The 21722-nt window shown below is 74.9% G+C and carries 22 protein-coding genes, 1 tRNA gene and 1 pseudogene; 14 read left to right on the top strand and 10 right to left on the bottom strand.

All coding sequences use genetic code 11. The features are described from left to right. The first annotated feature begins 13 nt into the window (after positions 1 to 13). The 5 genes from FB586_RS03410 to FB586_RS03430 all read left to right on the top strand — a co-directional run bounded on the left by FB586_RS03410 (position 14) and on the right by FB586_RS03430 (position 2854). On the top strand, positions 14 to 463 hold the full coding sequence (locus FB586_RS03410; RefSeq protein WP_136517889.1) for a roadblock/LC7 domain-containing protein: 450 nt from the start codon (positions 14 to 16) through the stop codon (positions 461 to 463). Positions 464 to 473: 10 nt separating this feature from the next. Continuing rightward, positions 474 to 851, top strand: coding sequence for a DUF742 domain-containing protein (locus FB586_RS03415; RefSeq protein ID WP_136517890.1), 378 nt, complete (start codon positions 474 to 476; stop codon positions 849 to 851). Then, entirely contained in the window at positions 832 to 1443 is a 612-nt protein-coding gene (locus FB586_RS03420) for a GTP-binding protein (protein WP_136517891.1), read from the top strand. Before FB586_RS03415 ends, FB586_RS03420 begins: the two co-directional genes overlap by 20 nt. Before the next feature lie 107 nt (positions 1444 to 1550). Continuing rightward, entirely contained in the window at positions 1551 to 1973 is a 423-nt protein-coding gene (locus FB586_RS03425) for a hypothetical protein (protein ID WP_136517892.1), read from the top strand. A gap of 83 nt (positions 1974 to 2056) precedes the next feature. After that, positions 2057 to 2854: an SDR family NAD(P)-dependent oxidoreductase gene (locus FB586_RS03430; protein ID WP_136517893.1), complete on the top strand. Its 798-nt coding sequence runs from the start codon at positions 2057 to 2059 to the stop codon at positions 2852 to 2854. Between the two features lie 12 nt (positions 2855 to 2866). Here FB586_RS03430 and FB586_RS03435 read toward each other — a convergent pair whose 3' ends face one another. Then, positions 2867 to 3226: a hypothetical protein gene (locus FB586_RS03435; protein WP_136517894.1), complete on the bottom strand. Its 360-nt coding sequence runs from the start codon at positions 3224 to 3226 to the stop codon at positions 2867 to 2869. 101 nt (positions 3227 to 3327) lie between these two features. On the opposite strand from FB586_RS03435, the gene FB586_RS03440 reads away from it, so the two are divergent. From FB586_RS03440 to FB586_RS03455, 4 genes and pseudogenes are all read left to right on the top strand, one after another. Further along, positions 3328 to 3417 (top strand) — tRNA-Ser (locus FB586_RS03440). Between the two features lie 47 nt (positions 3418 to 3464). Continuing rightward, positions 3465 to 3815 (top strand): annotated as a pseudogene (locus tag FB586_RS03445) (NUDIX hydrolase); the annotation flags it as partial. A gap of 225 nt (positions 3816 to 4040) precedes the next feature. Then, the gene (locus tag FB586_RS03450; protein WP_136518281.1) at positions 4041 to 4505 is read left to right on the top strand and encodes an ASCH domain-containing protein; all 465 of its coding nucleotides are present in this window, start codon (positions 4041 to 4043) and stop codon (positions 4503 to 4505) included. Between the two features lie 63 nt (positions 4506 to 4568). Beyond that, the gene (locus tag FB586_RS03455) at positions 4569 to 5537 is read left to right on the top strand and encodes an alpha/beta hydrolase (RefSeq protein WP_136517895.1); all 969 of its coding nucleotides are present in this window, start codon (positions 4569 to 4571) and stop codon (positions 5535 to 5537) included. A gap of 103 nt (positions 5538 to 5640) precedes the next feature. Here FB586_RS03455 and FB586_RS03460 read toward each other — a convergent pair whose 3' ends face one another. From FB586_RS03460 to FB586_RS03490, 7 genes are all read right to left on the bottom strand, one after another. Continuing rightward, complete coding sequence (locus FB586_RS03460) at positions 5641 to 6090, bottom strand: iron chaperone (RefSeq protein WP_136517896.1); 450 nt, start codon at positions 6088 to 6090, stop codon at positions 5641 to 5643. A 183-nt stretch (positions 6091 to 6273) separates the two neighbouring features. Beyond that, positions 6274 to 7671, bottom strand: a complete 1398-nt coding sequence (aztD, locus tag FB586_RS03465; protein WP_136517897.1) for a zinc metallochaperone AztD — start codon at positions 7669 to 7671, stop codon at positions 6274 to 6276. A 148-nt stretch (positions 7672 to 7819) separates the two neighbouring features. Next, positions 7820 to 8665, bottom strand: coding sequence for a MetQ/NlpA family ABC transporter substrate-binding protein (locus FB586_RS03470; protein WP_136517898.1), 846 nt, complete (start codon positions 8663 to 8665; stop codon positions 7820 to 7822). A gap of 80 nt (positions 8666 to 8745) precedes the next feature. Next, a complete protein-coding gene (locus tag FB586_RS03475) occupies positions 8746 to 9426 on the bottom strand; it encodes a methionine ABC transporter permease (RefSeq protein WP_136517899.1) in 681 nt (226 codons plus the stop codon). Next, on the bottom strand, positions 9426 to 10454 hold the full coding sequence (locus FB586_RS03480) for a methionine ABC transporter ATP-binding protein (RefSeq protein WP_136517900.1): 1029 nt from the start codon (positions 10452 to 10454) through the stop codon (positions 9426 to 9428). The genes FB586_RS03475 and FB586_RS03480 overlap by 1 nt, the downstream gene beginning before the upstream one ends. Before the next feature lie 299 nt (positions 10455 to 10753). Continuing rightward, positions 10754 to 11428, bottom strand: a complete 675-nt coding sequence (locus FB586_RS19270; protein WP_168800438.1) for a YqeB family protein — start codon at positions 11426 to 11428, stop codon at positions 10754 to 10756. Between the two features lie 43 nt (positions 11429 to 11471). Further along, on the bottom strand, positions 11472 to 12545 hold the full coding sequence (locus tag FB586_RS03490; RefSeq protein ID WP_136517901.1) for an alpha/beta hydrolase: 1074 nt from the start codon (positions 12543 to 12545) through the stop codon (positions 11472 to 11474). A gap of 107 nt (positions 12546 to 12652) precedes the next feature. On the opposite strand from FB586_RS03490, the gene FB586_RS03495 reads away from it, so the two are divergent. Further along, on the top strand, positions 12653 to 13582 hold the full coding sequence (locus FB586_RS03495) for an Fpg/Nei family DNA glycosylase (RefSeq protein WP_136517902.1): 930 nt from the start codon (positions 12653 to 12655) through the stop codon (positions 13580 to 13582). 18 nt (positions 13583 to 13600) lie between these two features. Here the strand turns inward: FB586_RS03495 and FB586_RS03500 are convergent, their stop codons facing one another. Beyond that, entirely contained in the window at positions 13601 to 14254 is a 654-nt protein-coding gene (locus FB586_RS03500; protein ID WP_246036392.1) for a DUF1684 domain-containing protein, read from the bottom strand. Positions 14255 to 14405: 151 nt separating this feature from the next. Between FB586_RS03500 and FB586_RS03505 the strand changes: the two genes are divergently transcribed. The 4 genes from FB586_RS03505 (at position 14406) to FB586_RS03520 (ending at position 20331) form a co-directional block, all read left to right on the top strand. Then, positions 14406 to 15350, top strand: coding sequence for an LLM class F420-dependent oxidoreductase (locus FB586_RS03505; RefSeq protein WP_136517904.1), 945 nt, complete (start codon positions 14406 to 14408; stop codon positions 15348 to 15350). A gap of 420 nt (positions 15351 to 15770) precedes the next feature. Next, positions 15771 to 17507 (top strand): glycosyltransferase family 2 protein, encoded by a 1737-nt coding sequence (locus FB586_RS03510; protein ID WP_136517905.1) that lies wholly within the window; start codon positions 15771 to 15773, stop codon positions 17505 to 17507. Beyond that, a complete protein-coding gene (locus FB586_RS03515; RefSeq protein WP_136517906.1) occupies positions 17504 to 18235 on the top strand; it encodes an efflux RND transporter periplasmic adaptor subunit in 732 nt (243 codons plus the stop codon). The genes FB586_RS03510 and FB586_RS03515 overlap by 4 nt, the downstream gene beginning before the upstream one ends. Then, positions 18232 to 20331 carry a glycosyl hydrolase gene (locus FB586_RS03520; RefSeq protein WP_136517907.1) on the top strand — a complete coding sequence of 700 codons (2100 nt, stop codon included), beginning with the start codon at positions 18232 to 18234 and terminating at the stop codon, positions 20329 to 20331. Before FB586_RS03515 ends, FB586_RS03520 begins: the two co-directional genes overlap by 4 nt. Here the strand turns inward: FB586_RS03520 and FB586_RS03525 are convergent. Next, complete coding sequence (locus tag FB586_RS03525) at positions 20257 to 21630, bottom strand: glycosyltransferase 87 family protein (protein ID WP_136517908.1); 1374 nt, start codon at positions 21628 to 21630, stop codon at positions 20257 to 20259. The two genes, FB586_RS03520 and FB586_RS03525, sit on opposite strands and share 75 nt — an antisense overlap. Positions 21631 to 21722: the final 92 nt, after the last annotated feature.

Genomic DNA, 21722 nt, shown 5'->3' on the forward strand with positions numbered 1-21722 from the left:
TGAAGGAGGAAGTGTGACCGCGCTCAGCACCGAGGCAGCCAACTTCGGCTGGCTCCTGGACAACTTCGTCCGGACCGTGCCCGGCACTCGCCACACGCTCGTGGTGTCGGCCGACGGTCTGCTCATGGCGATGTCCGAGCAGCTCGACCGCACCAGCGGCGACCAGCTCGCGGCCATCGTCTCGGGCATGTCGAGCCTGACCCGCGGCGCGTCGCGCCAGCTGCGTGCGGGGGAGGTGCGTCAGGCGATCATCGAGATGGACAACCTGTTCCTGTTCCTCATGAGCGTCTCGAACGGCTCCGTCCTCGCCGTGGTGGCGGAGTCGACCTGCGACGTCGGCCTCATCGGGTACGAGATGGCCATGCTCGTCTCGCGCACGGAGGCGACGCTGACCCCGCAGCTCATCTCCGAGATGCGCGGTCAGCTCCCCGTCGACGGCGCGACCCGGGCCCCGGTCGCCTGAGGCGTCGACGATGAGCGAACACGTCGAGTACGAGGCCAGGACGGTCCGGCCCTACGCCGTGACCGGCGGCCGCGTGCGCTCGGCTCGCTCCGACCTGCCCCTCGAGGCGCTGGTCGAGGTCATGCCGGGCGCCGTGGCGAGCACGGGCCTGACACCTGAGAAGCGCGCGATCATCCAGCACGCGTCGGCCGGGTACATCTCGGTCGCGGAGCTGTCGGCGCTCCTCCACCTGCCGCTCGGAGTGGTCCGGATCCTCGTGTCCGACCTCACCGACGCCAACTACGTGCGTGTGCACACCTCTCAGCCGGTCGAGGTCAACACCGGTGAGTCCCCCGCCCTGTCCCTGAGCGTGCTGGAGAGTGTTCTCAATGGCATTTCCGCCCTCTGACGCCGCCGTCGCCGCTCCGGCGGGGACCGCGGGCGCCGTTGCCCCCACCGTCGTCAAGATCGTCGTCGCCGGCGGGTTCGCCGTCGGCAAGACGACCTTCATCGGCTCCATCTCCGACATCGAGCCCCTCAACACCGAGGCCGCGATGACGGAGCACTCGGTCGGCGTCGACGACGCCGGCGGCGTGAGCGACCGCAAGACGACCACGACCGTCGCCATGGACTTCGGCCGCATCGCGCTGCCGGGCCAGCTGTGGCTGTACCTGTTCGGCACGCCGGGCCAGGACCGCTTCCTCTTCATGTGGGACGACCTGGTGCGCGGCGCGATCGGTGCCGTCGTGCTCGTCGACACCGACCGCCTCGACCAGTGCTTCCCGGCCGTCGACTACTTCGAGAGCCGTGGCATCCCGTTCGTCGTCGGCGTGAACTGCTTCGACGGCATCGCGAAGCACCAGCTCGAGGACGTCCGCGAGGCCCTGGCCATCCCCGCCCACGTGCCGGTGCTGTACACCGACGCGCGGTCGCGTGCCGCGACCAAGCAGGCGCTCATCGCGCTCGTGCAGCTCGCCATGGAGCGTCTGCGCTCCCGGTGACACCTGCGCCCCCGGACGGCCGGTTCCCTGCGGGGGGCCGGCCGTCCGCGTACCCAGGGCCCGCACCCCGCGGGACGGTCCCCTCGCCGCGGCCCGCGGCGGAGGCCGTGCCGCGTGCTCCGGTCGCCTACGCCGACGGCTCGGCGCTCTCCCGGTACCTGCCGGGCGCGCCCGAGCGGGACGCCTGGACGAGGTGGGCCGGCCCTCGTGAGGCGGTGCTGGCCGTGTCCGTCGTGTCGCTCGTCGAGCTGCGGGTGACCGGCGTCCTGCTGGGGCACGACGCGCGCGTCGTCGCGCTCGACGCCGAGCTGCGGCTCGGGCTGGTCCGCCTGTCGGACCGGGCCGTCGAGCACGCGGCCCTGCTGCTCGACCGCCTGGCCCCGTTCGCGGCGCTCCACGTGGGCGCTGCGCGCGCCGAACCGGGCGTGCGCACGCTCGCGACGTACGACGCGGCGACCGCGGCCGCCGCGGCACGACTCGGTCTCGACGTCGTGACGCCGGGCCGTCCGGCAGGCTGGTGGACGTCCTGAGCACGGGCGTGCTGGGTCGGGACGAGCGCGGCGCCGGGGCACCCCTGCGCGACGCGCCGCCCCGGCGTGGTTAGCGTCGGGGCATGACCCAGATCGACCTCACGGCACGGACCGCTCTCGTCACGGGCTCCACGCAGGGCATCGGCGCGGCGATCGCCGCCGGGCTGGCGCGCGCGGGTGCGCAGGTCGCCGTCAACGGGCGGACGGCGTCGTCGGTGGACGCCGCGCTCGACCGGCTCCGCGCGGACGTGCCGGGGGCGGACCTCGTCGCCGCGCCGGGCGACGTGACCACCGAGGACGGCCTCGCCGCCGTGCGGGACGCCGTGCCGCACGTCGACGTGCTGGTCAACAACCTCGGCATCTTCGAGGCGCGTCCGGCGCTGGAGATCACGGACGACGAGTGGCGGCGCTTCTTCGAGGTCAACGTGCTCGCGGCCGTGCGCCTCACGCGCGCCTACCTGCCGGCGATGACCGCCCAGGGCTGGGGCCGGGTGCTCAACGTGGCGAGCGACTCGGCGGTGGTCATCCCGGCCGAGATGATCCACTACGGGATGTCGAAGACCGCGCTGCTCGCGGTGTCGCGCGGGTTCGCGAAGGAGGCCGCGGGCACCGGTGTCACGGTGAACTCCGTGATCGCGGGCCCGACGCACACCGGCGGGGTCGAGGACTTCGTGTACTCGCTGGTCGACCGGGACCTGCCGTGGGACGAGGCCCAGCGCGAGTTCATGCGCCGGCACCGGCCGCAGTCGCTCCTGCAGCGGCTCATCGAGCCCGAGGAGATCGCCCACATGGTCGTCTACCTCGCCTCGCCGCTGGCGTCGGCGACGACGGGCGGCGCGGTGCGGGTCGACGGCGGGTACGTGGACGCGATCCTGCCCTGAGCCGCGGCCGCGTCAGGCGGACTCGGGCGCGTCCCAGTCGGTGAGGGCGACGGACCCCGCGAGGAGCGCGGTGCTCGTCAGCCACAGCGCCCGCGCCTTCGGCTCCTTCGAGATGCCGGTGAGGACCGGCAGGAGCACGTACAGCGGGTCGGACACCAGGTCGGCCGTGCGGTGGGCCCGCAGCGACAGCACCGGCTTGATGCCGAGCGGCGTGCGCGTGAGGGCGTTGACCACGGTGGCGACCGTGCCGAACGCGCCGAAGAACACCGTGGCCCGCGTGCTCATCCTCAGCACGTGCGGCACGGTGAGCAGGGCGCCCGCGACGCCGTAGTCGAGGGCGGCGTGGACGGTGGGGGAGATCGGCTTCATCATGCTTCGAGGCTAGGAACCGCCTCGCCGCCCGCCACCCCAGGCGCGGAAGTGCCCGGCCCCGGTGTGGGAGACTGCCGCGCGCCGGTGCACCGCACCGGCGAGGAGGGCTGGCTGAGCGGCCGAAAGCGACGGTCTTGAAAACCGTTAGCGCGGTGACCCCGTGCTCAAGGGTTCGAATCCCTTGCCCTCCGCCCGGCTGCCCGGCCGCGCCCTCTACCCTCGCGTGGTGCAGACACGGGTGGCGGCGTACGCGGTGGTCCTCGACGAGTCGGCGGACGAGCCCCGGATGCTGCTGGCGCACTGGGCGGCGGGGGACCGCTGGACGCTCCCCGGCGGAGGCATCGACCCGGGGGAGGACCCGGCCGACGCCGCCGTCCGCGAGGTCCGTGAGGAGACCGGGTACGCGGTCGTCCTCGACGGGCTGCTCGGCGTCGACTCGCACGTGGTCGCGGCGGCCGACCGGGTCGACGGCGTCGCGCTCGACGCGCACGGCCTGCGCCTGGTCTACCGCGCGCACGTCGTCGGCGGGTCGTTGGCGGTCGAGCGCGACGGGTCCTGCGACGACGCGGCGTGGGTGCCGCTGACGCAGGTGGACGCCCTGGCCCGGGTCCCGCTCGTCGACGCGGGTCGGCGGCTGGCGGGCCTGCCCGTGCCGCAGGCGCCCGCGGCACCCACCGGGGCGCCGAGCTCCGCGGCGCCGACCACTGCAGTGCCGACCACCGCCGCGTCGGCCACCGCCGCCTCGCCCACCGCCACGCCGCCCGCCCCGTCGCCCGGTGCCCCGGAACCGCTCGACCACGACGCGGCGGCGCGGATGTGGGCGGAGTACGCGGCCGCGCACCCGCAGGTCGCCGGCGACGAGTACGTCGTCGACCGGTTCGGCGACTCGGCGGCCCTGTCCGACGAGCTCCTCGGCGTCGTGCTCGGCGGGCGCAAGCGCGCGACGGCCGAGCTCGTCGCCGAGTTCGCCGCCCGCGGTGAGCCGCTGCCGCGCATCGGCGCGCACTGGGTGGCGTGTGACGGAGCGGGGCGCCCGCGCCTGGTGCTGCGCAGCACGGACCTGCGGATCGCGACGTTCGACGAGGTGGACGCGCAGTTCGCCCACGACGAGGGCGAGGACGACCGGACGCTGGAGTCCTGGCGGCGCGAGCACCGGCGCTACTGGGAGCGCACGTGCGCCGCGCGCGGTGCGGTGTGGTCCGGGTCCGACGAGATCGTGCTCGAGCGCTTCGCCGTCGTGTGGCCGCCCGAGCACGCGGACGGTGCCCGGCCGGCGTGACGGTGGCCGTCCGCCCGGCGTGCCTCGGCGGTGCGAGCCGCGGCGAGCCGGGATCATGACGCCGTGAGCGACGACGCCCTCCCCAGCCCCGCCGCACCCGTGGAGCCCCTCCTCCCGTTCTCCGGCCTCCTGGCCATGCTCGAGCCCCTCGACGAGTTCCGCGGCGACGGACCGTCGCCGGAGGAGGTGGTCGCGGCGTTCCCGCAGTGGGCGTCGGTCGACGTCGAGGACCTGACGGTCGACGGGCCGAACGGTCCCGTGGCGGCACGGCTGTACCGGCCGGGCGGGCCGGACGCGGCCCCGCTCCGCGCCGGGTGCGTCTGGGTGCACGGCGGCGCGTTCGTCATGGGGACACTCGACATGGCGGAGTCGCACGCGGTGGGCCTGGCGCTCGCGCACCGCGGCGTCGCGGTCCTGGCCCTCGACTACCGCAAGGCGCTGCGCGGCGTGCGGCACCCGGTGCCCCTCGAGGACGTCGCGGCGGGGTGGGCGTGGGCCCGCGAGCACGCGGACGCGCTGGGCGTCGCACCCGACGACCTGCACCTCGGCGGAGCGTCCGCCGGCGGTGCGCTCGTCGCCGGGCTGACGCTGCGGCTGCGTGACCGGGGGGAGCCGCTGCCGCGGTCGCTCGTCCTCGCGTACACGGCGGTGCACGCGGGGCCCGTCGGCCCGCCGGAGGAGCTCGCCCGCATCCGCGCGGTGACCGGCGACGCCTTCGCCGACGACTTCATGGACGCGTGCTGCGCCAACTACGCGGGCCCCGCGATCGGTGACCCGTACGCGTTCGCGGCCAACGGCGACGCCACCGGTTTGCCGCCGACGCTCGTGCTCACGTGCGAGCTCGACGTGCTGCGGTTCTCGGCCGAGGAGTGGGCGAAGGACGCGACGGACGCGGGTGTCGACGTCGTGCTGGAGGACCTGCCCGGCGCCCGGCACGGCGTCCTGGACCAGCCGACCACGCCCCACGGCCGGGCGATGACGCAGCGCATCGGCGACTGGCTGCTCGCCCCGGAGCACCCTCACCGCGGCTGACGCGGACGACCCCGGACCTCGTCAGGTTCCGCACGGTCGGGTCCTGACGGAGTCCGGGGTCGTGGCCGGGGGCGCCGTCGTCGGCCCCGGCGGCGGGCAGCCGTCAGCCGGCCGCGCGGCGCAGGAGCTCGGCGATGCGGGTGCGCTCGGCGTCGGTCATCGCGGTCACCGCGTACGAGACGGGCCACATGGTCCCGTCGTCCAGCGACGCGACGTCGTTGAAGCCGATGGTCGCGTAGCGGGTGCCGAACTTCTCCGCCGCCTGGAAGAACACGAGGACCTTGCCGTCCTTCGCGTACGCCGGCATGCCGTACCAGGTGCGCGGCGTCAGGTGCGGGGCGTGCTCCTTGACGAGCGCGTGGATGCCCTCGGCGATCACGCGGTCGGTCTCGGGCATCTCGGCGATCTTCGCGAGGACCTCGGGCTCCGGGTCCGCCTTGCTGCCGCGCCGGGCCTTCTTCACCTCGGCGGCGCGCTCCTTCATCGCGGCGCGCTCCTCGGCGGAGAAGGCACCCTTCTCGGTCTCGCTCGCGTCGGTGCGGGTGTCGGTCATGGGGTCCTCCCGGGCGGCTCGTCGTGACGTCCTCATGCTAGGGACGCGCGCTGACCTGGAACTTCTTCGTTCCTGACCACCTCGGACCCCGTGCCGGGAGGGTCGGCGACGGACGACGACGGCCCCGCCCCCCGGTGCAGGCGGGGGACGGGGCCGTCGTGGTCGTGCGGGTGAGCGGGAGCGTCAGCCCTCGCTGCCGTGCTCGTGCTCGTGCTCGTGGTCGTGCTCGGCGTGCTCCTCGGCGGTCTCGCCCGCGTGCTCGGCGTGCTCCTCGGCCGTCTCGCCGGCGTGGTCGTCGTCGCCGTGCGCGTGCGGCGCGCGGCCGGGTGCCGACGTGATCTCGTTCGGCGTGACCTCGAGCGTCACCTCGTTCCAGACCTCGCCGGTCTCGACGTCCACCGCGAGGACGCGGTCCGTGGCGGGGTCGGTGACGTACGCGGTGCCGTCGAGGACGTGGATCGCCGGGCGCGGCTCCTGCCACTCCATCGGCTCCTCCCACGCGTCGATCACGGGGATGGAGCGGGTGAGCGTGGCCGTCGCCGGGTCGATCACGTGGATCTGCCCGTCGGTGCCGAGGACGAGCGCCTCGCCGGCGTCGCCGCGGGCGAGCGAGCGGAACGTGTAGGACGAGGGCAGGTCGACGACGCGCAGCGTGCCCGCGGCGGTGTCCGTGATGGTGACGCGCGTCGGGCGCTCGAGCTCGGCGTCCTTGTCGGTCTTGTAGTCGCCCAGCACGTAGGGGGAGTCCTCGTCGCCGGCCTGGTTGCCGATGCGGCCGTAGGCGTCGGGCGCCTGGACCTTGGTGACGGACTGGCCGGAGACGATGACGATGCCGTCCTGGCAGCCGACCGTGACGACGTCGTTCGCGGCGACGGCCTCGCCGTGCACGCCGGGGCACTGGTCGGTCGCGGCGATCTCGGTGTCGTCGGCGCCCAGCAGGCGCACACCCGTGCGCTCGTCCTCGGTGCCGTCGGAGACGACCATCGTGTCGTCCGTGCGCACGACCGCGACGCCGTGGTGCGCCGACGGGGTCGTGTACTCGCGCACGACCGCGTCCTCGCCCTCGGCGACCGCGGCGGGGTCGACGACGGTGACCTCGCCCGTGCCGTCGGCGAACAGGGCGAGCGTGTCGCCGTGGACGACCGCGTGCCCGGGCTCGTCGGCCTCGAACACCGTGTCGGTGAGCACCGGGTCCGACGTCCAGTAGTGGTCGTGGTCGCCGTGCGGCTGGGCCCAGGTGCCGGCGTCGAGCACCTGGAAGCCGCCCTGCGTCGACACCATGACGTGCCGGCCGTCGCCCGCGGGGTTCACGCGCAGGAAGCCGTCCGCCTCGATGGTGTCGACCGTCTCGAGCGTCGTGGCGTCGAGGACCACCAGGCCGCCGTCGTAGGTCAGGACGAGGCGCGGCGTGACGGCCGCCGCCTCGGTCTTGGTGGCCGTCGCCTCGGGGGAGGCGGACGGGGTGGACGAGGCGGCGGGCTCGGACGAGCCGCCGGCGCAGGCGCCGAGGAGCGCGAGCGGCAGGGCGAGGGCGGCGAGGCGCACGCCGGTACGGCGCGGTCGGGTGACGGGGTGGTTCATGCCACGACCGTAACCGAGACTGCGACCCGTTTGCAAAAAGGCGGCGGGGTGCGTCCGACGACGACGACGCCCGCCCCCGCGGGTGCGGGGACGGGCGTCAGGGGCGGACGTCGGTCACGCCGTGCGGGCGCGACGGCGACGTCCGGCGTCAGAAGGCCGGGAGCACCTCGCCCGTGGGCCACCGCTCCTCGATGAACGCCTTCACCTCGTCGGAGTGCAGGAGCTCGTCGAGCGTCACGATCGCCTCGTTCTCCTTGTCCTCCGAGCGCACGGCGAGGAAGTTCGCGTACGGGTTGTCCTCGCCCGACTCGAGCACCAGCGAGTCCTCGGCCGGGTTGAGCCCCGCCTCGAGCGCGAAGTTGCCGTTGATGATCGCGGCGTCGACGTCCTGCAGGGACACGACGAGCTGCTCCGGTGCGGTCTCGACGAACTCGAGGTTCTTGCTGTTCTCCTCGATGTCGAGCAGCGTCGGGTCGCCCTCGGTCTCGGCCAGCGTGATCAGCCCGGCCTCGACCAGCAGGTCCAGCGCACGCGCCTGGTTGCCCGGGTCGTTCGTGATGCCGATCGTGCCGCCGTCGGGGATGTCCTCGACCGACTCGACCGTCTCCGAGTACAGCCCGTAGGGCTCGATGTGCACGCCCTCGAAGTGGTCGAAGTCGAAGCCCTGCTCCTCGACCTGCGCCTCGAAGTACGGCAGGTGCTGGAAGTAGTTCGCGTCGAGCTCGCCCTCGGCCAGCGCCGTGTTCGGCAGGACGTAGTCGGTGAACTCCTCGATCTGCAGGTCCAGGCCCGCGTCGGCGGCGAGCTCGTCCTTCACGAACTGCAGGATCTCGGCGTGCGGCACGGGGCTCGCGCCGACGACGAGGGTCGTCGTGCCGCCGTCCCCGGCGGTGGCGCCGCCGCCGGCCGGCTCGTCGTCCCCGCCGCCCGCGCAGCCGGCCATCACCAGGGCCGCTGCGGACAGGACGGCTGCGGTGCGGACGGTTCGCTTCATGGGGGTGGTTCCTCTCGGTGCACGCCCTCGGGTCGAGGGCGGGGTCTGCGGGCCGGACCTCCCGGCCGTGGGCTGCGCGCTCACCGGTGGTCCAGGCGGCGCGCGACCGCGTCGCCGACGACCTGGACGAGCGTGACCAGGACGACGATGACGACGACGGACGTGTAGAGGACGGTGGCGTCGAAGCGCTGGTAGCCGTAGCTGATGGCGAGGAAGCCGAGGCCCCCGGCGCCGATCGCCCCGACCATCGCGGAGAAGCCGATCAGCGAGATCACGGTGACCGTGAACGCGGACACGATCGACGGCAGGGCCTCGCGGACGAGGACCTGGGACACCACCTTCGCGGTGCTCGAGCCCATCACCCGGGCGGCCTCGACCTTGCCGGGCGCGACGTCGCGCACGGCCGTCTCGACGAGGCGGGCGAAGAACGGGATCGTCCCGATGCTCAGCGGCACGACGGCCGCCTCCCACCCGAGGCTCGTGCCGACGAGCGCGCGGGTCAGGGGGATCAGCGCGACCGCCAGGATGATGAACGGCAGCGCACGCAGCACGTTGACGACGACGCCGAGCACCGCGGACGTCGTGCGGTTCGGCGTGAGCCCGTCGGGTGCGACGGACCGCAGCAGCAGGCCGAGCGGCAGCCCGACGACCAGCGTCACGAGCGCGGACAGGCCGACCATCTGCAGCGTCTCGACGGTCGCCTCGGGGAGCATCTGGGTGATGACGCGGTTCGACGTCAGCTCCGACCAGAACCCGTCCATCAGGCGACCCCCTCCGTGCCCGTGCCGACGACGTCGGCGCCCACGCCGTCCCGTCCCGTGACCACCGGGTCCATCCCGGCGGTGCGCAGCCGGGCGACCACGTCGTCCGTGCCGCCGCGGGGCGCGTCCAGCAGCAGCCGGCCGACCCGGCGCCCGGCGAGCGGCTCGACGGTCGCGGACACGACCTCGACGTCGTCGCCGAGCGACGCGACGGCGGCGAACGCGTCGCGCGTCGCGACGTCGTCCGTGGCGTACGTGACCTCGACGAGGTGCCGGCCCGCGTCGGGCGGCAGGTCCGGCACGGGGACCAGCGCACGGGACAGCGGCGACCCGGTGGCGGTGACCACGTCGGTCAGCGGCCCCGACTGCACCACGCGGCCGTGCTCGAGCAGCGTCACCTCGTCGCAGACCTCCCGCACCACGGACGGCTCGTGCGTGATGACGACGACGGTGATGCCGAGGCGGTCGCGCAGGTCGCGGACCAGGCCGAGGATCTGCCGGGTCGTCTCGCCGTCGAGGGCGGACGTCGGCTCGTCGCACAGCAGGACCGCGGGCTCGGTGGCCAGCGCACGGGCGATGCCGATGCGCTGCTTCTGCCCGCCTGACAGCTGCGCCGGGTACGCCGAGCCGCGGTGCCCGAGCCCGACCAGGTCGAGCAGCTCCGCGACGCGGGCGCGGCGCCGGTCCCGCGGCACGCCGGCGACCTCCAGCGGGTAGGCGACGTTCGCGGCGACGGTGCGCGAGTCGAGCAGGTTCACGTGCTGGAAGACCATGCCCATGTTGCGGCGGGCGGTCCGCAGCTGCTTCTCCGACAGCCCCGTCAGCGTGACGCCGTCGACGGTCACCGTGCCGGACGTCGGCTGCTCCAGGCCGGTCAGGCACCGGATGAGCGTCGACTTGCCGGCGCCGGAGCGCCCGACGATGCCGTGCACGACGCCGCGGCCGACCGACAGGTCGATGCCGTCGAGCGCGACGACGGGCCCGTCCGCGGACGGGTACACCTTGCGCAGGGCGGACAGCTCGATCACGGGGGACGTTCCTTCGTCGGGGCACGCGGGTCACGCGGCGGGGCGGCCGCGGGGCTGGCGGGCCGGTGGGGGTGGCGCCGGTGGGGCGCGGACTGCCGTGGGGGACGGCCGGGCGGGCGGGGCCCGCGGGTCAGCTCAGCGCCGACACATGACGCCGCGACACATGCACGCCGCGGCGGGAGCCGGGCGCGTGCAGGTCGGGTCAGGGCGTGCCATGCCGGTCATGGAAGCACAGGGTCCGCAGGCCACCCCGGCAATGTCCCATGATCCGAGACGATGTGCTCGTCCAGCGGTCTCGCTCAGCGGACGCCGACGGTGCGCACCTGCTGCTCGCCCCGCCGGTCGCGCACGGCGACGCCGACGGCGGCGAGCGCCGCCGCGAGCTCCTGGGCCGCGGCGTGGTCCTTCGCGGCGACCGCCGCGCGCCGGCGCGCCAGCAGGTCGTCCGCCCCGGACGGCGTCCCGGGGCGCCCCGCGACCCAGGTCGTCCATGCGGCGGCGTACGGGTCGCCGTCGTCGGACCAGGGGTAGCCCGCGTCGCGCAGCGCGGCCGCGGCGCGCCGCAGCAGCACGTCGGCGTCGGCGCGCACCAGCTGGCCGCCCCGCTCGTCCAGGACGACCAGGTCGTCGCCGTCGCGGTGCACCGTGCCGACCTGCGTGCGCGGCACGTAGCGGGCGTGTCCGGCGTGCCGGACGACGAGGCCGTCGGGCTCGACGGTCAGCGACAGCGTCTCCTTGCGCCACTCGTCCCAGACCCACAGGCCCAGGACGGCGGCCACGACCGCGGGTGCGGCGACCTCCACCCACCGCGGCGTGCGCATCAGCAGGTCGAGGAACCAGGGGACGGGGACGCCGACCCGGTCGGCCCAGGTGGCCAGCGGCGTGAGGGCCAGGCCGAGGGCCGCGCCGAGCACGGCTCCGCACACGGCCAGCACGGCGGCCGACCGAGGGGTGAGGGTCACCGTCGTGGTCATCGCGCGCCAGCGTCCCGGCCGGCCACGCCCCGGTCAAGCGGCGTCAGGGAGCCGTGACGCGCTCGAGGAACGCGAGGATGCGGTCGAGGGCCTCGGGGCCGGGCTCCTCGTCGAGGTCGAACTGGTACTCGTGCGGCACCTCCGGACGCCGGTCGGCGGGGAAGAACAGGGCGTCGACGTCGACCCCCTGCGTCTCCAGCGCGTCCGCGAGCGCGTGCGAGTGCGGCTCGAGCGGGTCGCCGTTGCCGGCCGTGACGAACGTCGGCGGGAACGTCGAGGACACGTGCTGCGGCAGCGAGGCGAACGACACCCGGTGGTCGCTCTCGAACCCCTTCTCACCCGTGTAGGCCCACAGGATGTCTCGCTGCAGCCGGCCGGCGAGGCCGTCGCCGTAGTCGGGCAGCGTCAGGTCGTACGCGCCGCAGGCGAGGACCACGCCGCGCACCTGCCGCCGGTCGACCGCCTGCGGCAGCCCGGCCGCGCGCGCGTAGTCGTCGTCCGAGACCGCGAGCGCCGTCTGCGCGGCCAGGTGCGCGCCCGCGGAGTCGCCGGCCAGCACGATCCGCTCGGGGTCCACGTGCAGGCGGTCGGCGTGGCGGACCACGTGACGGATGGCGTCGGCGACCTGCTCGACCTGGTACGGGTAGTGCCGCTCGGGCGCCTTGGTGTACTCGACCGACACCGTCGTGTAGCCGTGCGAGGCGAGGATCTTCAGGTACGACGCGGTCCCGTCCTTGGTGCCGGCGACGAACGCGCCGCCGTGCACCCACACGACGACGGGCAGGGGTCCCGTCGCGTCCGCCGGCCGGAAGACGTCGAGGCGTCCGTCGGGGTCGTCGGGCCGGTACCGCTCGTCGAGGATCTCCTCGACGCCGTCGGGCACGTGCCGCGCGAGCGACTCCTGCGCGGCCGTGCCGTTGAGGTCGGGCTGGTACCGCAGCAGCAGCGTCGTCGGCCAGTAGCTGACCTGGAACGCGACGACGACGGCGAGCACGAGCACCAGCACCGTGACGGCCAGCCCGGTGAGCACGCGGAGCAGACGCCGGCGCCGCGGCCGCCCGCCGTGCGGGGGCGTGGCCGCGGTCGCCCCGCTGTCCTGCACCGTGCTCGGCTCCACCCCTGCCCCCCGTCTCCCGGACGCGGCCGTCCGCCGCGATCCTGCCCGCTCGGCGGCTCCTCGGCATCCGCGCGCCGGCGGCGACGCCCGCCCGTAGGGTGGCGGCCGTGCCCGAGGGTCATACCGTCCACCGCATCGCCCGGCAGCTGACGCTCGACCTCGTGGGCCGCCCGGTCGCCGTCTCCTCCCCGCAGGGACGGTTCGCGGACGGTGCCGCACGGCTCGACGGCCGGACGATGGTCGGCGCCACCGCGGTCGGCAAGCAGCTGTTCTGCCCGTTCGACTCCGGCGACGTGCTGCGCGTCCACCTGGGCCTGTACGGCGCGTGGGACCTGTACGGGCAGGTCAGCCCGCTCACCGACGGCGACGCCGCCCCCGGCAGCCTCGGGGCGCCCCGCGTGCGTCCCGCCACCCGGCTGCGGGTGAGCGAGGAGGAGTCCGAGCACCCCGCCCCCGAGGGCCTCGCGTGGCCGCCGCCGCCGGTCGGGCAGGTGCGGGTGCGGCTCGCGACGGACACGTTCGTCGCCGACCTGCGGGGACCGTCGGCGTGCGAGGTGCTGACGCCCGACGAGGCGGACGCGGTACGGGCGCGCCTCGGGCCGGACCCGGTGACGGCGGAGGACGTGGACGCCGCCGGCGAGGAGGTCGTGCGGCGCGTCACGCGGCGGGCCGTGCCGGTCGGGCAGCTGCTCATGGACCAGTCCGTCGTCGCCGGGATCGGCAACGTCTACCGGGCGGAGCTGCTGTTCCGCGCCCGGCTCGACCCGTGGACGCCCGGCCGGCGCGTGCCCGCCGGGACGGTCCGCGCGCTGTGGCACGACTGGGCCGACCTGCTCGCCGACGGCATCCGCGAGGGCGTCATGCTCACGCGTGAGGACCTCGACGCCGACGGCCGGGAGCTCGCGCGCCACGACCCCACGGTGCGGCACTGGGTGTACCGGCGCACGGGCCTGCCGTGCCGGGTGTGCGGCACGCCCGTGCTCATGGAGGAGATGGCGACCCGCAACCTGTACCGCTGCCCGGTCTGCCAGGTCTGACCCGGGCCGGGTCCCGCGTCAGGGGCGGGCGGCGAGCACCGGGGACGGCGCCCGCTCGCCGACCGGCACCGCGACGTCCACCGTGTTCGCACGGGTCGCCAGCGGGCACGCCCACCGGGGGTCGTACGCGCACGACGGGTTGTAGGCGAAGTTCAGGTCGACGACGAGGCGGCCGACGTGGTCGCACCCGAGGTCGGCGCCCTTGACGGTGTCGAGCACGTACCGTCCGCCGCCGTACGTGCCGCCCTCGGCGCCGGCCGAGGCGTCCTTCAGCGGCAGGAACAGGCCTCCGCCGTACCCCCGCAGCGACCAGACCGCGACGCGGCCCGCGCCCGGCAGGTCGACGGTGCCGATGCGGTCGAACCCGACGACCCCGTCGGTACCCGTCGCGATCTCCAGGCGCTGCTCCGCCGCCGGCTCCACGGCGACGCGGAACCGGTACGCGGGGTCGTAGGGGGCGACGTCGAGGCCGGCGAACTCCGCGCGCGCGTCGGGGGTGAGGGGCGAGGCGGGGTGCTCGGCGAACAGCTCGTCGCGCTGCTGCACCCACACGGCGTGGGCTCCGGCGGGGTCGTCGCGGGCGATCGCGCGCACCTGCGCGTAGGTCTCCGCGACCCGGCGTCGCCAGTCGGCGACCTCCAGCGCGGCGGTGAGCGGGGTGGCCTCGTGCACGTGACCACGGTGCCCGACGCGGGCCCGGGCGGCACGTCGACGCCTGCGCCCGCCGCCGGACCTCCCCCCGTCGAGTGGTGGTGCCGGTGGTGGGAGCGGCGGGCGGGGGCGGCGTGGCGGGCGCGGGTGCGGGGCGTGCGAGGCTGGCGGCATGGACCTGCGCATCTTCACCGAGCCCCAGCAGGGCGCCACGTACGACGACCTGCTCGCCGTCGCCCGGGCGACCGAGGACCTGGGCTTCGACGCCTTCTTCCGCTCCGACCACTACCTGACGATGGGCGGCGACGGCCTGCCCGGGCCGACCGACGCGTGGACGACGCTCGCCGGCCTCGCGCGCGAGACGAGCCGGATCCGGCTGGGCACGCTCGTCTCGTCGGCGACGTTCCGGCACCCGGGCGTGCTGGCGATCCAGGTCGCCCAGGTCGACCAGATGTCCGGCGGCCGCGTCGAGCTGGGCCTGGGTGCGGGGTGGTTCGCCGAGGAGCACTCCGCCTACGGCATCCCGTTCCCCGAGAAGCGGTTCGGCATCCTCACCGAGCAGCTCGAGGTCGTCACGGGGCTGTGGGGGACGCCCGTCGGCGAGCGGTTCGAGCACCGCGGCGAGCACTACACGCTGACCGACTCCCCGGCGCTGCCGAAGCCGGTGCAGCAGTCGCCGCTCGACCCGTCGCGCGCCGGCGTCCCGGTGATCGTCGGCGGCAACGGCCCGACGCGCACGCCGCGCCTCGCCGCACGCTTCGCGGCCGAGTACAACCAGGCGTTCCCCGAGCTCGCGGACGTGCCGGGGCGCATCGCGCGCCTGCGTGAGGTGTGCGTCGAGCAGGGCCGCGACCCGGGGACGCTCGTCCAGTCGGTCGCGCTCGTGCTGTGCGTGGGCCGGGACGAGGCCGAGGTGGCGCGCCGCGCGGCGGCGATCGGCCGGGAGGTGCCCGAGCTGCGCGAGCACGGCATCGCCGGCACGACGGGCGAGGCGGTCGAGCGGCTGCGCACGCTCGCGTCGCAGGGGGTGCAGCGGGTGTACCTGCAGGTCCTGGACCTGCACGACCTCGAGCACCTGCAGCTCGTGGCCGAGGAGGTCGCGCCGCACCTGGCGTGACGCGGACGTGACGACGGGGCGGGGACCGGTGCGGTCCCCGCCCCGTCGTCGTCCCGGCGGCCGCCGCGGCCCCACCAGGTCGGCCGTCCAGTCCGGATCGCAAGACCTGGGACGACTCGCCACGAAAGTTCACACGCCGGACACGTGACGCGTCCGCGCTGGTCAGGGCGCCGCCACCAGGGCGCTGATTCGAATAAGCACGGTCGTCCGTGTTCGTCCCGATGGTCCGAGTTCGTGACAGTCCTCCCGATCCCTGTCGTAGCGTCGTCGACATCACGCGGTGCCGATGCCCCCGGAGCCACCGGGACCCGCTCGACCGCCGCGTACGACCGGACGCCGAAGACGCCGTCGCCACCGCGACGTCGCCCCCCTCCCGGGTCGCCGCCGCACCTCGATGACGACGACCGCCTGGGGGCCTGCGTGTCCACGACCTTCGACCGACTGCTCCTCGACCCGCGCCGCACCGACGACGCCCGCAGCCCGCGTGACCGCACGCCGCGCCGGACCCGCTCGCCGGAGAACGAGGCGGCGCAGAGCCCGTCGCTCATGCTGCTCGTCCTGCTCGCCGCCGCCGGCGTGGTGGTCTACGCCGCGTTCCTGCTGAACCCGGCCAACCGGGGCGACTGGCTGCCCTACACGATGGTGATCCTCGCCGAGACGGTCCTCGTCGCCCACGCGCTGCTGGCGATGTGGACCGTCCTGTCGAGCGGTCACAACCCGCGCGGCTTCGCGTTCCACCACGCCCAGGAGCGGCTGTACGACGTCGCCGAGATCCTGCGCGAGGGCACCGAGGACGAGCCGCACCGCTGGCAGATGTACCTGGAGGACCGGCCGGTCACGGTCGACGTCTTCATCACGACCTACGGCGAGGACCTCGAGACGATCCGGCGGACGGTCACGGCGGCCGTCGCCCTGCACGGCCGCCACGACACGTACGTGCTCGACGACGGCCGCTCGGACGCCGTGCGCGACCTCGCCGCCGAGCTGGGTGCCCGCTACGTGCGCCGCCTGTCGAGCGGTGGGGCCAAGGCCGGCAACATCAACCACGCGCTGTCGCTGACGCGCAGCGAGTACTTCGTGGTGCTGGACGCCGACTTCGTGCCGCTGCCCCAGTTCCTGCACGAGACGGTGCCGTTCTTCGCCTCGTCCGACGTGGCGTTCGTCCAGACCCCGCAGACGTACGGCAACTACGACACGATCATCAGCCGCGGCGCCGGGTACATGCAGGCGGTCTTCTACCGCTACGTGCAGCCCGGCCGGAACCGGTTCAACGCGGCGTTCTGCGTCGGCACGAACGTGATCTACCGGCGCGCGGCCATCGACTCGGTCGGCGGCATCTACACCGACTCCAAGTCCGAGGACGTGTGGACCTCGCTCATGCTGCACGAGAAGGGCTGGCGCACGGTCTACATCCCCACGACGCTCGCGATCGGCGACACCCCCGAGACCGTCGAGGCGTACACGAAGCAGCAGCTGCGCTGGGCGACCGGCGGCTTCGAGATCATGCTCACGCACAACCCGTTCTCCCGGAAGCGCAACCTCACCACCGACCAGCGCATCCAGTACGCCGTCACCGCGACCCACTACCTGACGGGCATCGCGCCGCTGCTCCTGCTGCTCGTGCCGCCGCTGGAGATCTACTTCGACCTGTCCCCGATGAACCTGACGATCACGTGGACGACCTGGCTCCTGTACTACGCCGGCTTCTACGTCATGCAGGTCGTGCTCGCGTTCTACACGCTCGGCTCCTTCCGCTGGGAGGTGCTGCTGCTCGCGTCGGTGTCGTTCCCGATCTACGTGCGTGCGCTCGTCAACGCGGTGCTGCGCCGTGAGCAGGCCTGGCACGTCACCGGGCGCAAGGGCGCCTACCGCTCGCCGTTCGCGTTCATGCAGCCGCAGGTCCTGTTCTTCCAGTTCCTGCTCGTCACCACGGTCGTCGCCGCCTGGAAGGCGGCCGACAGCGGGCAGCTCACGCTCGCGCTCGCGTGGAACGCCACCAACACCCTGATCCTCGGCGGGTTCGTCGTCACCGCGTGGCGGGAGGGCCGCCGCGCGCGCGCCGAGCTGCGCGCAGCACGGCGCGCCGAGCGTGCCGCCGCCCCCGCACCCCACGCCGTCGCACCCGCCGACGCCCTGACCCCCGGAGGTACCCGATGACCTGGGCCAGCCGTCTCCGCCTGATGCTCGGCACGCTCGCCGTGCTCGCCGTGGCCGCACTCGCCACGTTCCACCTCAACGACACCCGCGGACGCGCCACGAGCGACTCCGCGCAGATCCTCGCGCAGACCTACACCGTCGGGACGCCCTACGCGGGCCTCGTGGCCGACCAGCTCGTCCAGGTCGGCGACGAGGTCGCCGAGGGCGACCCGCTGTTCGTCGTCGACTCCGCGACCCTCGCCTACGACCTGCGCAACGGGCTGGTCGCCGAGCCCCCGGAGCTGACCTCGCTCGACGCCGACGGGCGCCTGGTCGTCCACGCCAGCGGCGCCGGCCGGGTCACCGACGTCGCCGCCGCCCGCGGCACCTTCGTGCCCGCGGCGGGCCAGATGGCGACCGTCCAGCTCGCCGACTCCCTCTACGTGCAGGCCGAGTACACGCTGTCGGCCACGGAGTACGCGCGGGTCCCGGACCGTGCCGAGGTCACCCTCGTGCTGCCCGACCAGTCCCGCCTGCGCGGCCGGGTCGAGCGCGTCGACGTCGAGACCGTCGCGGGCGCGGCGCAGGCCGTCGTCCGCGTCGCGAGCGACGAGCTCGTCGACGGGGCCGGCGACGGCCTCGTCAGCACGGGAACGCCGGTCGTCGCGGTGATGGAGCTCGAGAACGACGGGCTCGTCAGCACGGTCGCGGACCAGGTGCGCACCTACGTCGGTGGGCTGCGCCCGTGACGGCCGCCCGACGCCCGCGCCCGCTGTGGCTCGCCGCCGGCGCCCTCCTCGTCGTGGTCCTGGCCGCGGTGCTCGTCGTGCTCCGGCCCTGGTCGGGCGGTGAGGCGGCGGCCGGCCCCGACGGGGCACCCGCCGCGCCGTCGCACGACGGCCCCGCGACCGCCGACCCGCCCGAGGTCGACACGGCGGCGCTCACCGCCGCCGTCACGCAGGCCGCGGACGCGAAGGTGACGCCCGTGCGGCTCGCCGACGGCGTCGTGCCGCCCTCCAACCGCTGGTACTCGGGCCTCGTCTTCGGCGAGGAGCCGCAGCCGGTGTTCCCGCTGCCCCTGTCGTTCGCCCTCGCGGACGGCGGCTTCACGGTGGGGCTGCCCGACCCGGTGACGAGCGAGCGGGCGATCCTCGGCCCGCACGTGCCGGCCGTGACCGTGGACGTCGGCGCCGCCTCGGCGCAGGTCGTCGCGGCCGACCCGGTCGCGGTGACCGTGCGCCTGCTCGACGCCGCGGGGGAGGCGCTCGGCGACGTCACGATCGCCGGCGGCTCGCCGTTCGTGTCCTTCACCGCCGCGGCCGCGGTCGGGTCGGGGGCGGGCGCCGGGTTCGGTGCGGCGTCCGACGGCACGGCCACCGCCGAGGTCGCCGGCACGACGTGGGCGCTCACCGCACCGGACGGAGCGCTGGCCGACGGCCGTCTCACCCTGGAGCAGGGCGAGACCGCGAGCTGGTACGCCCTCCCCGACGACGCGTCCGACGACGCCGCGACCGTGCTCGCGGACGCCGCTCGCGAGCCCGTGACCGGCGTCGACGTCGCCTACGGCGTGGACGAGCGGGTCGCCCGCACCACGCTCACCTACCGGACCGCCGGCGGCGCGCCCACCGCGTACGCGCTCATGCCGCACCACCGCGAGGGCACCCAGCCGGAGCGCGAGGGCTGCGGGCTCGGCACGTACCGCAGCGTGTACGGCGCGCTGGAGCTGTGCGCCGGGTCCCACCTGGTCGCGGACGTCCCGACCGTCGAGCCGACGGGCGTCCTCGACCTCGCCGACGTCGGGGAGGACCGTCGCACGGCGGTCCTCGACCAGCTCGCGGCCGACGTCGCCGCCACGGAGGCGTTCGCGTCCGACACCTACTTCGGCGGCAAGCACCTGTACCGCGCGGCGACCCTCGTCGTCCTCGGCGAGACGCTCGGCGCGGACGACGTGGTGGCCGAGCTGCGCACGCGCACCGCCGACGCCCTGCGGGAGTGGGCCGAGCCGGACGGGTGCGCGCAGCGCGACGCCCGCTGCTTCGTCTACGACGAGCAGGTGCGCTCGGTGATCGGCCGTACCGCGTCCTTCGGCTCGGACGAGCTCAACGACCACCACTTCCACTACGGCTACCTGCTGTCCGCCGCCGGCCTGCTCGGCGCGGACGACCCGGACCTCGTGGAGGACGTGCGCCCGGTGATGGACCTGCTCGCGGCGGACATCGCCGCCGCGCAGCCGTCCGACGCCCTGCCGCAGCTGCGCACGTTCGACCCGTACGCGGGCCACGCGTGGGCGTCCGGCACGTCCCCGTTCGCGGACGGGAACAACCAGGAGTCCGCGTCGGAGGCGGTCAACGCGTGGAACGGCGTCGGGCTGTGGGCGGAGGCGTCCGGGCAGGACGCGCTCCGGACGCAGGCCACGTGGCTGACGTCCACGGAGGCGGCGAGCGCGCGCACGTACTGGACGGCGCCCGACCTCGAGGACCCGGTGTTCGACGGCTTCGAGCACCGCGTCGTCGCCCTCAACTGGGGCGGCAAGCGCGACTGGGCGACGTGGTTCAGCCCCGAGCCGAGCGCCATGCTCGGGATCCTGCTCATCCCGATGGGCCCGGTGTCCGACTACCTGGCCGTCGGCGTCGAGCCGGAGACCATCACGGCCGCCGTCGAGGAGGCTGCACCTGACGGGGCCGACGTCATGTTCGGCGACTACCTGCTCATGTACCGGGCGCTCGCGGGCCCGGAGGAGGCGTCGGCCGCGTGGGAGGACGCCCTCGCGCTACCCGACACCTCGGTCGACGACGGGAGCTCGCGGGCCTACCTGCTCGCCTGGCTCGCCGCCCACGGCGCCTGACGGGTCCTGCTCCGACCGCCCCTCGGCCGGGCCGTCCCCGGTGACGACCTCCGTCGTCGCCCGGGGGCGTGCCCGGCCGACGCGCACCCGGCCGACGCGCGCCTCGTCCGCCGCGTGCGGCGGGCGCAGCAGGTGCACGACGGTCACGACGAGCAGGACGACCAGCGCGACGTTGCGGGCGGCGAGCAGCAGCGTCACCGCCGGGCGCCCGTACAGCACGTCCAGGTACCACCACGGGTAGACGACCTGCGTCGCCGCCGCGATGCCGGCGACCACGAGGGCCGTCCGCCCCCACCAGGGCCGGCGCAGCGCCAGCGCGACCGCGACGGGCGGGGCGAGCCACGTCATGAACTGAGGGCTGCCGACCTTGTTCGCGACGATGAGCACGAGCGCCATGAGGAACGCCCCGCGCACCACGAAGTCGCCGCGCAGGGCATCGTCCGTCCAGAACGCCGCCCCGTCGCGGCGGCGGCACCACCACAGCACCGCGGACGCGAGCAGGACCCCGACGACCAGCCCCGCCCCGAGCACGTCCGCCATGCCCTGCGTCCCCGGGCCGGCGATCTCGTAGGTGACCAGCTCGCTGTTGAGGTAGCGCTGCACCGCGGGCGACCACAGGCCCGCGACGAGCCACGGCGTGGCGCCCACCGACTCGATCTGCAGCCCGCGCGACCCCTGCTCGAGCACGAACGACGCGACGTTGCGCCCGCCGCCGAGCGCGACGACCGTGCCGACGACGACGGCGCACACGGCGGCCGCCGGTGCCACGACGTCCCGCCACGGACGCCGGGCCGCCAGCGCCAGCGGCACGATCGCCGCGCCGGGGGAGACCTTGACCCAGGCGCCGGCGGTGACGAGCGCGGCGGACGCCCGCGGCGAGGACAGCGCCGCCAGCAGCGCGAGCACCGACAGCGGCGCGACCACCGAGTCGAGCCGGCCGATCGCGACGGGCCCGAGCAGCACGAGGAACGCGAGCCACCACGCGGCCGCCACGTGACCGCCGGGGCGGCGCAGCAGCGCGGACACCGCGAGCGCGTCGAGCGCGGTGACCAGCACGCACCAGCCGAGCACGTACGCACCGCCGGCCGCGGTGCCCGCGACGAGGGTCGGCGCCAGCAGCGGGACGATCGCGCCCGCCGGGTACACCCACGCCTCGTCGAGCACGGGCCACCAGCCCTGCGTCAGGCCCGCCTCCATCCAGCGCCGGTACAGGTCGACGTCGCCGAAGGACTGGTTCAGCAGGACGAGGGAGCCCAGGCGCGTGAGCCACACGTGCGCCAGGACGAAGCCGACCCACACGGCCGCCGTGACGGCACGCGGGCGCGCGGGAGCGGTGGTGCCGATCAGGGTGACCTCCGGAGCCGGCGGGGCGTCGGCGCCAGGCTACGGGA

Source organism: Cellulomonas telluris (assembly GCF_004886325.1).
Classification (GTDB): domain Bacteria; phylum Actinomycetota; class Actinomycetes; order Actinomycetales; family Cellulomonadaceae; genus Cellulomonas; species Cellulomonas telluris.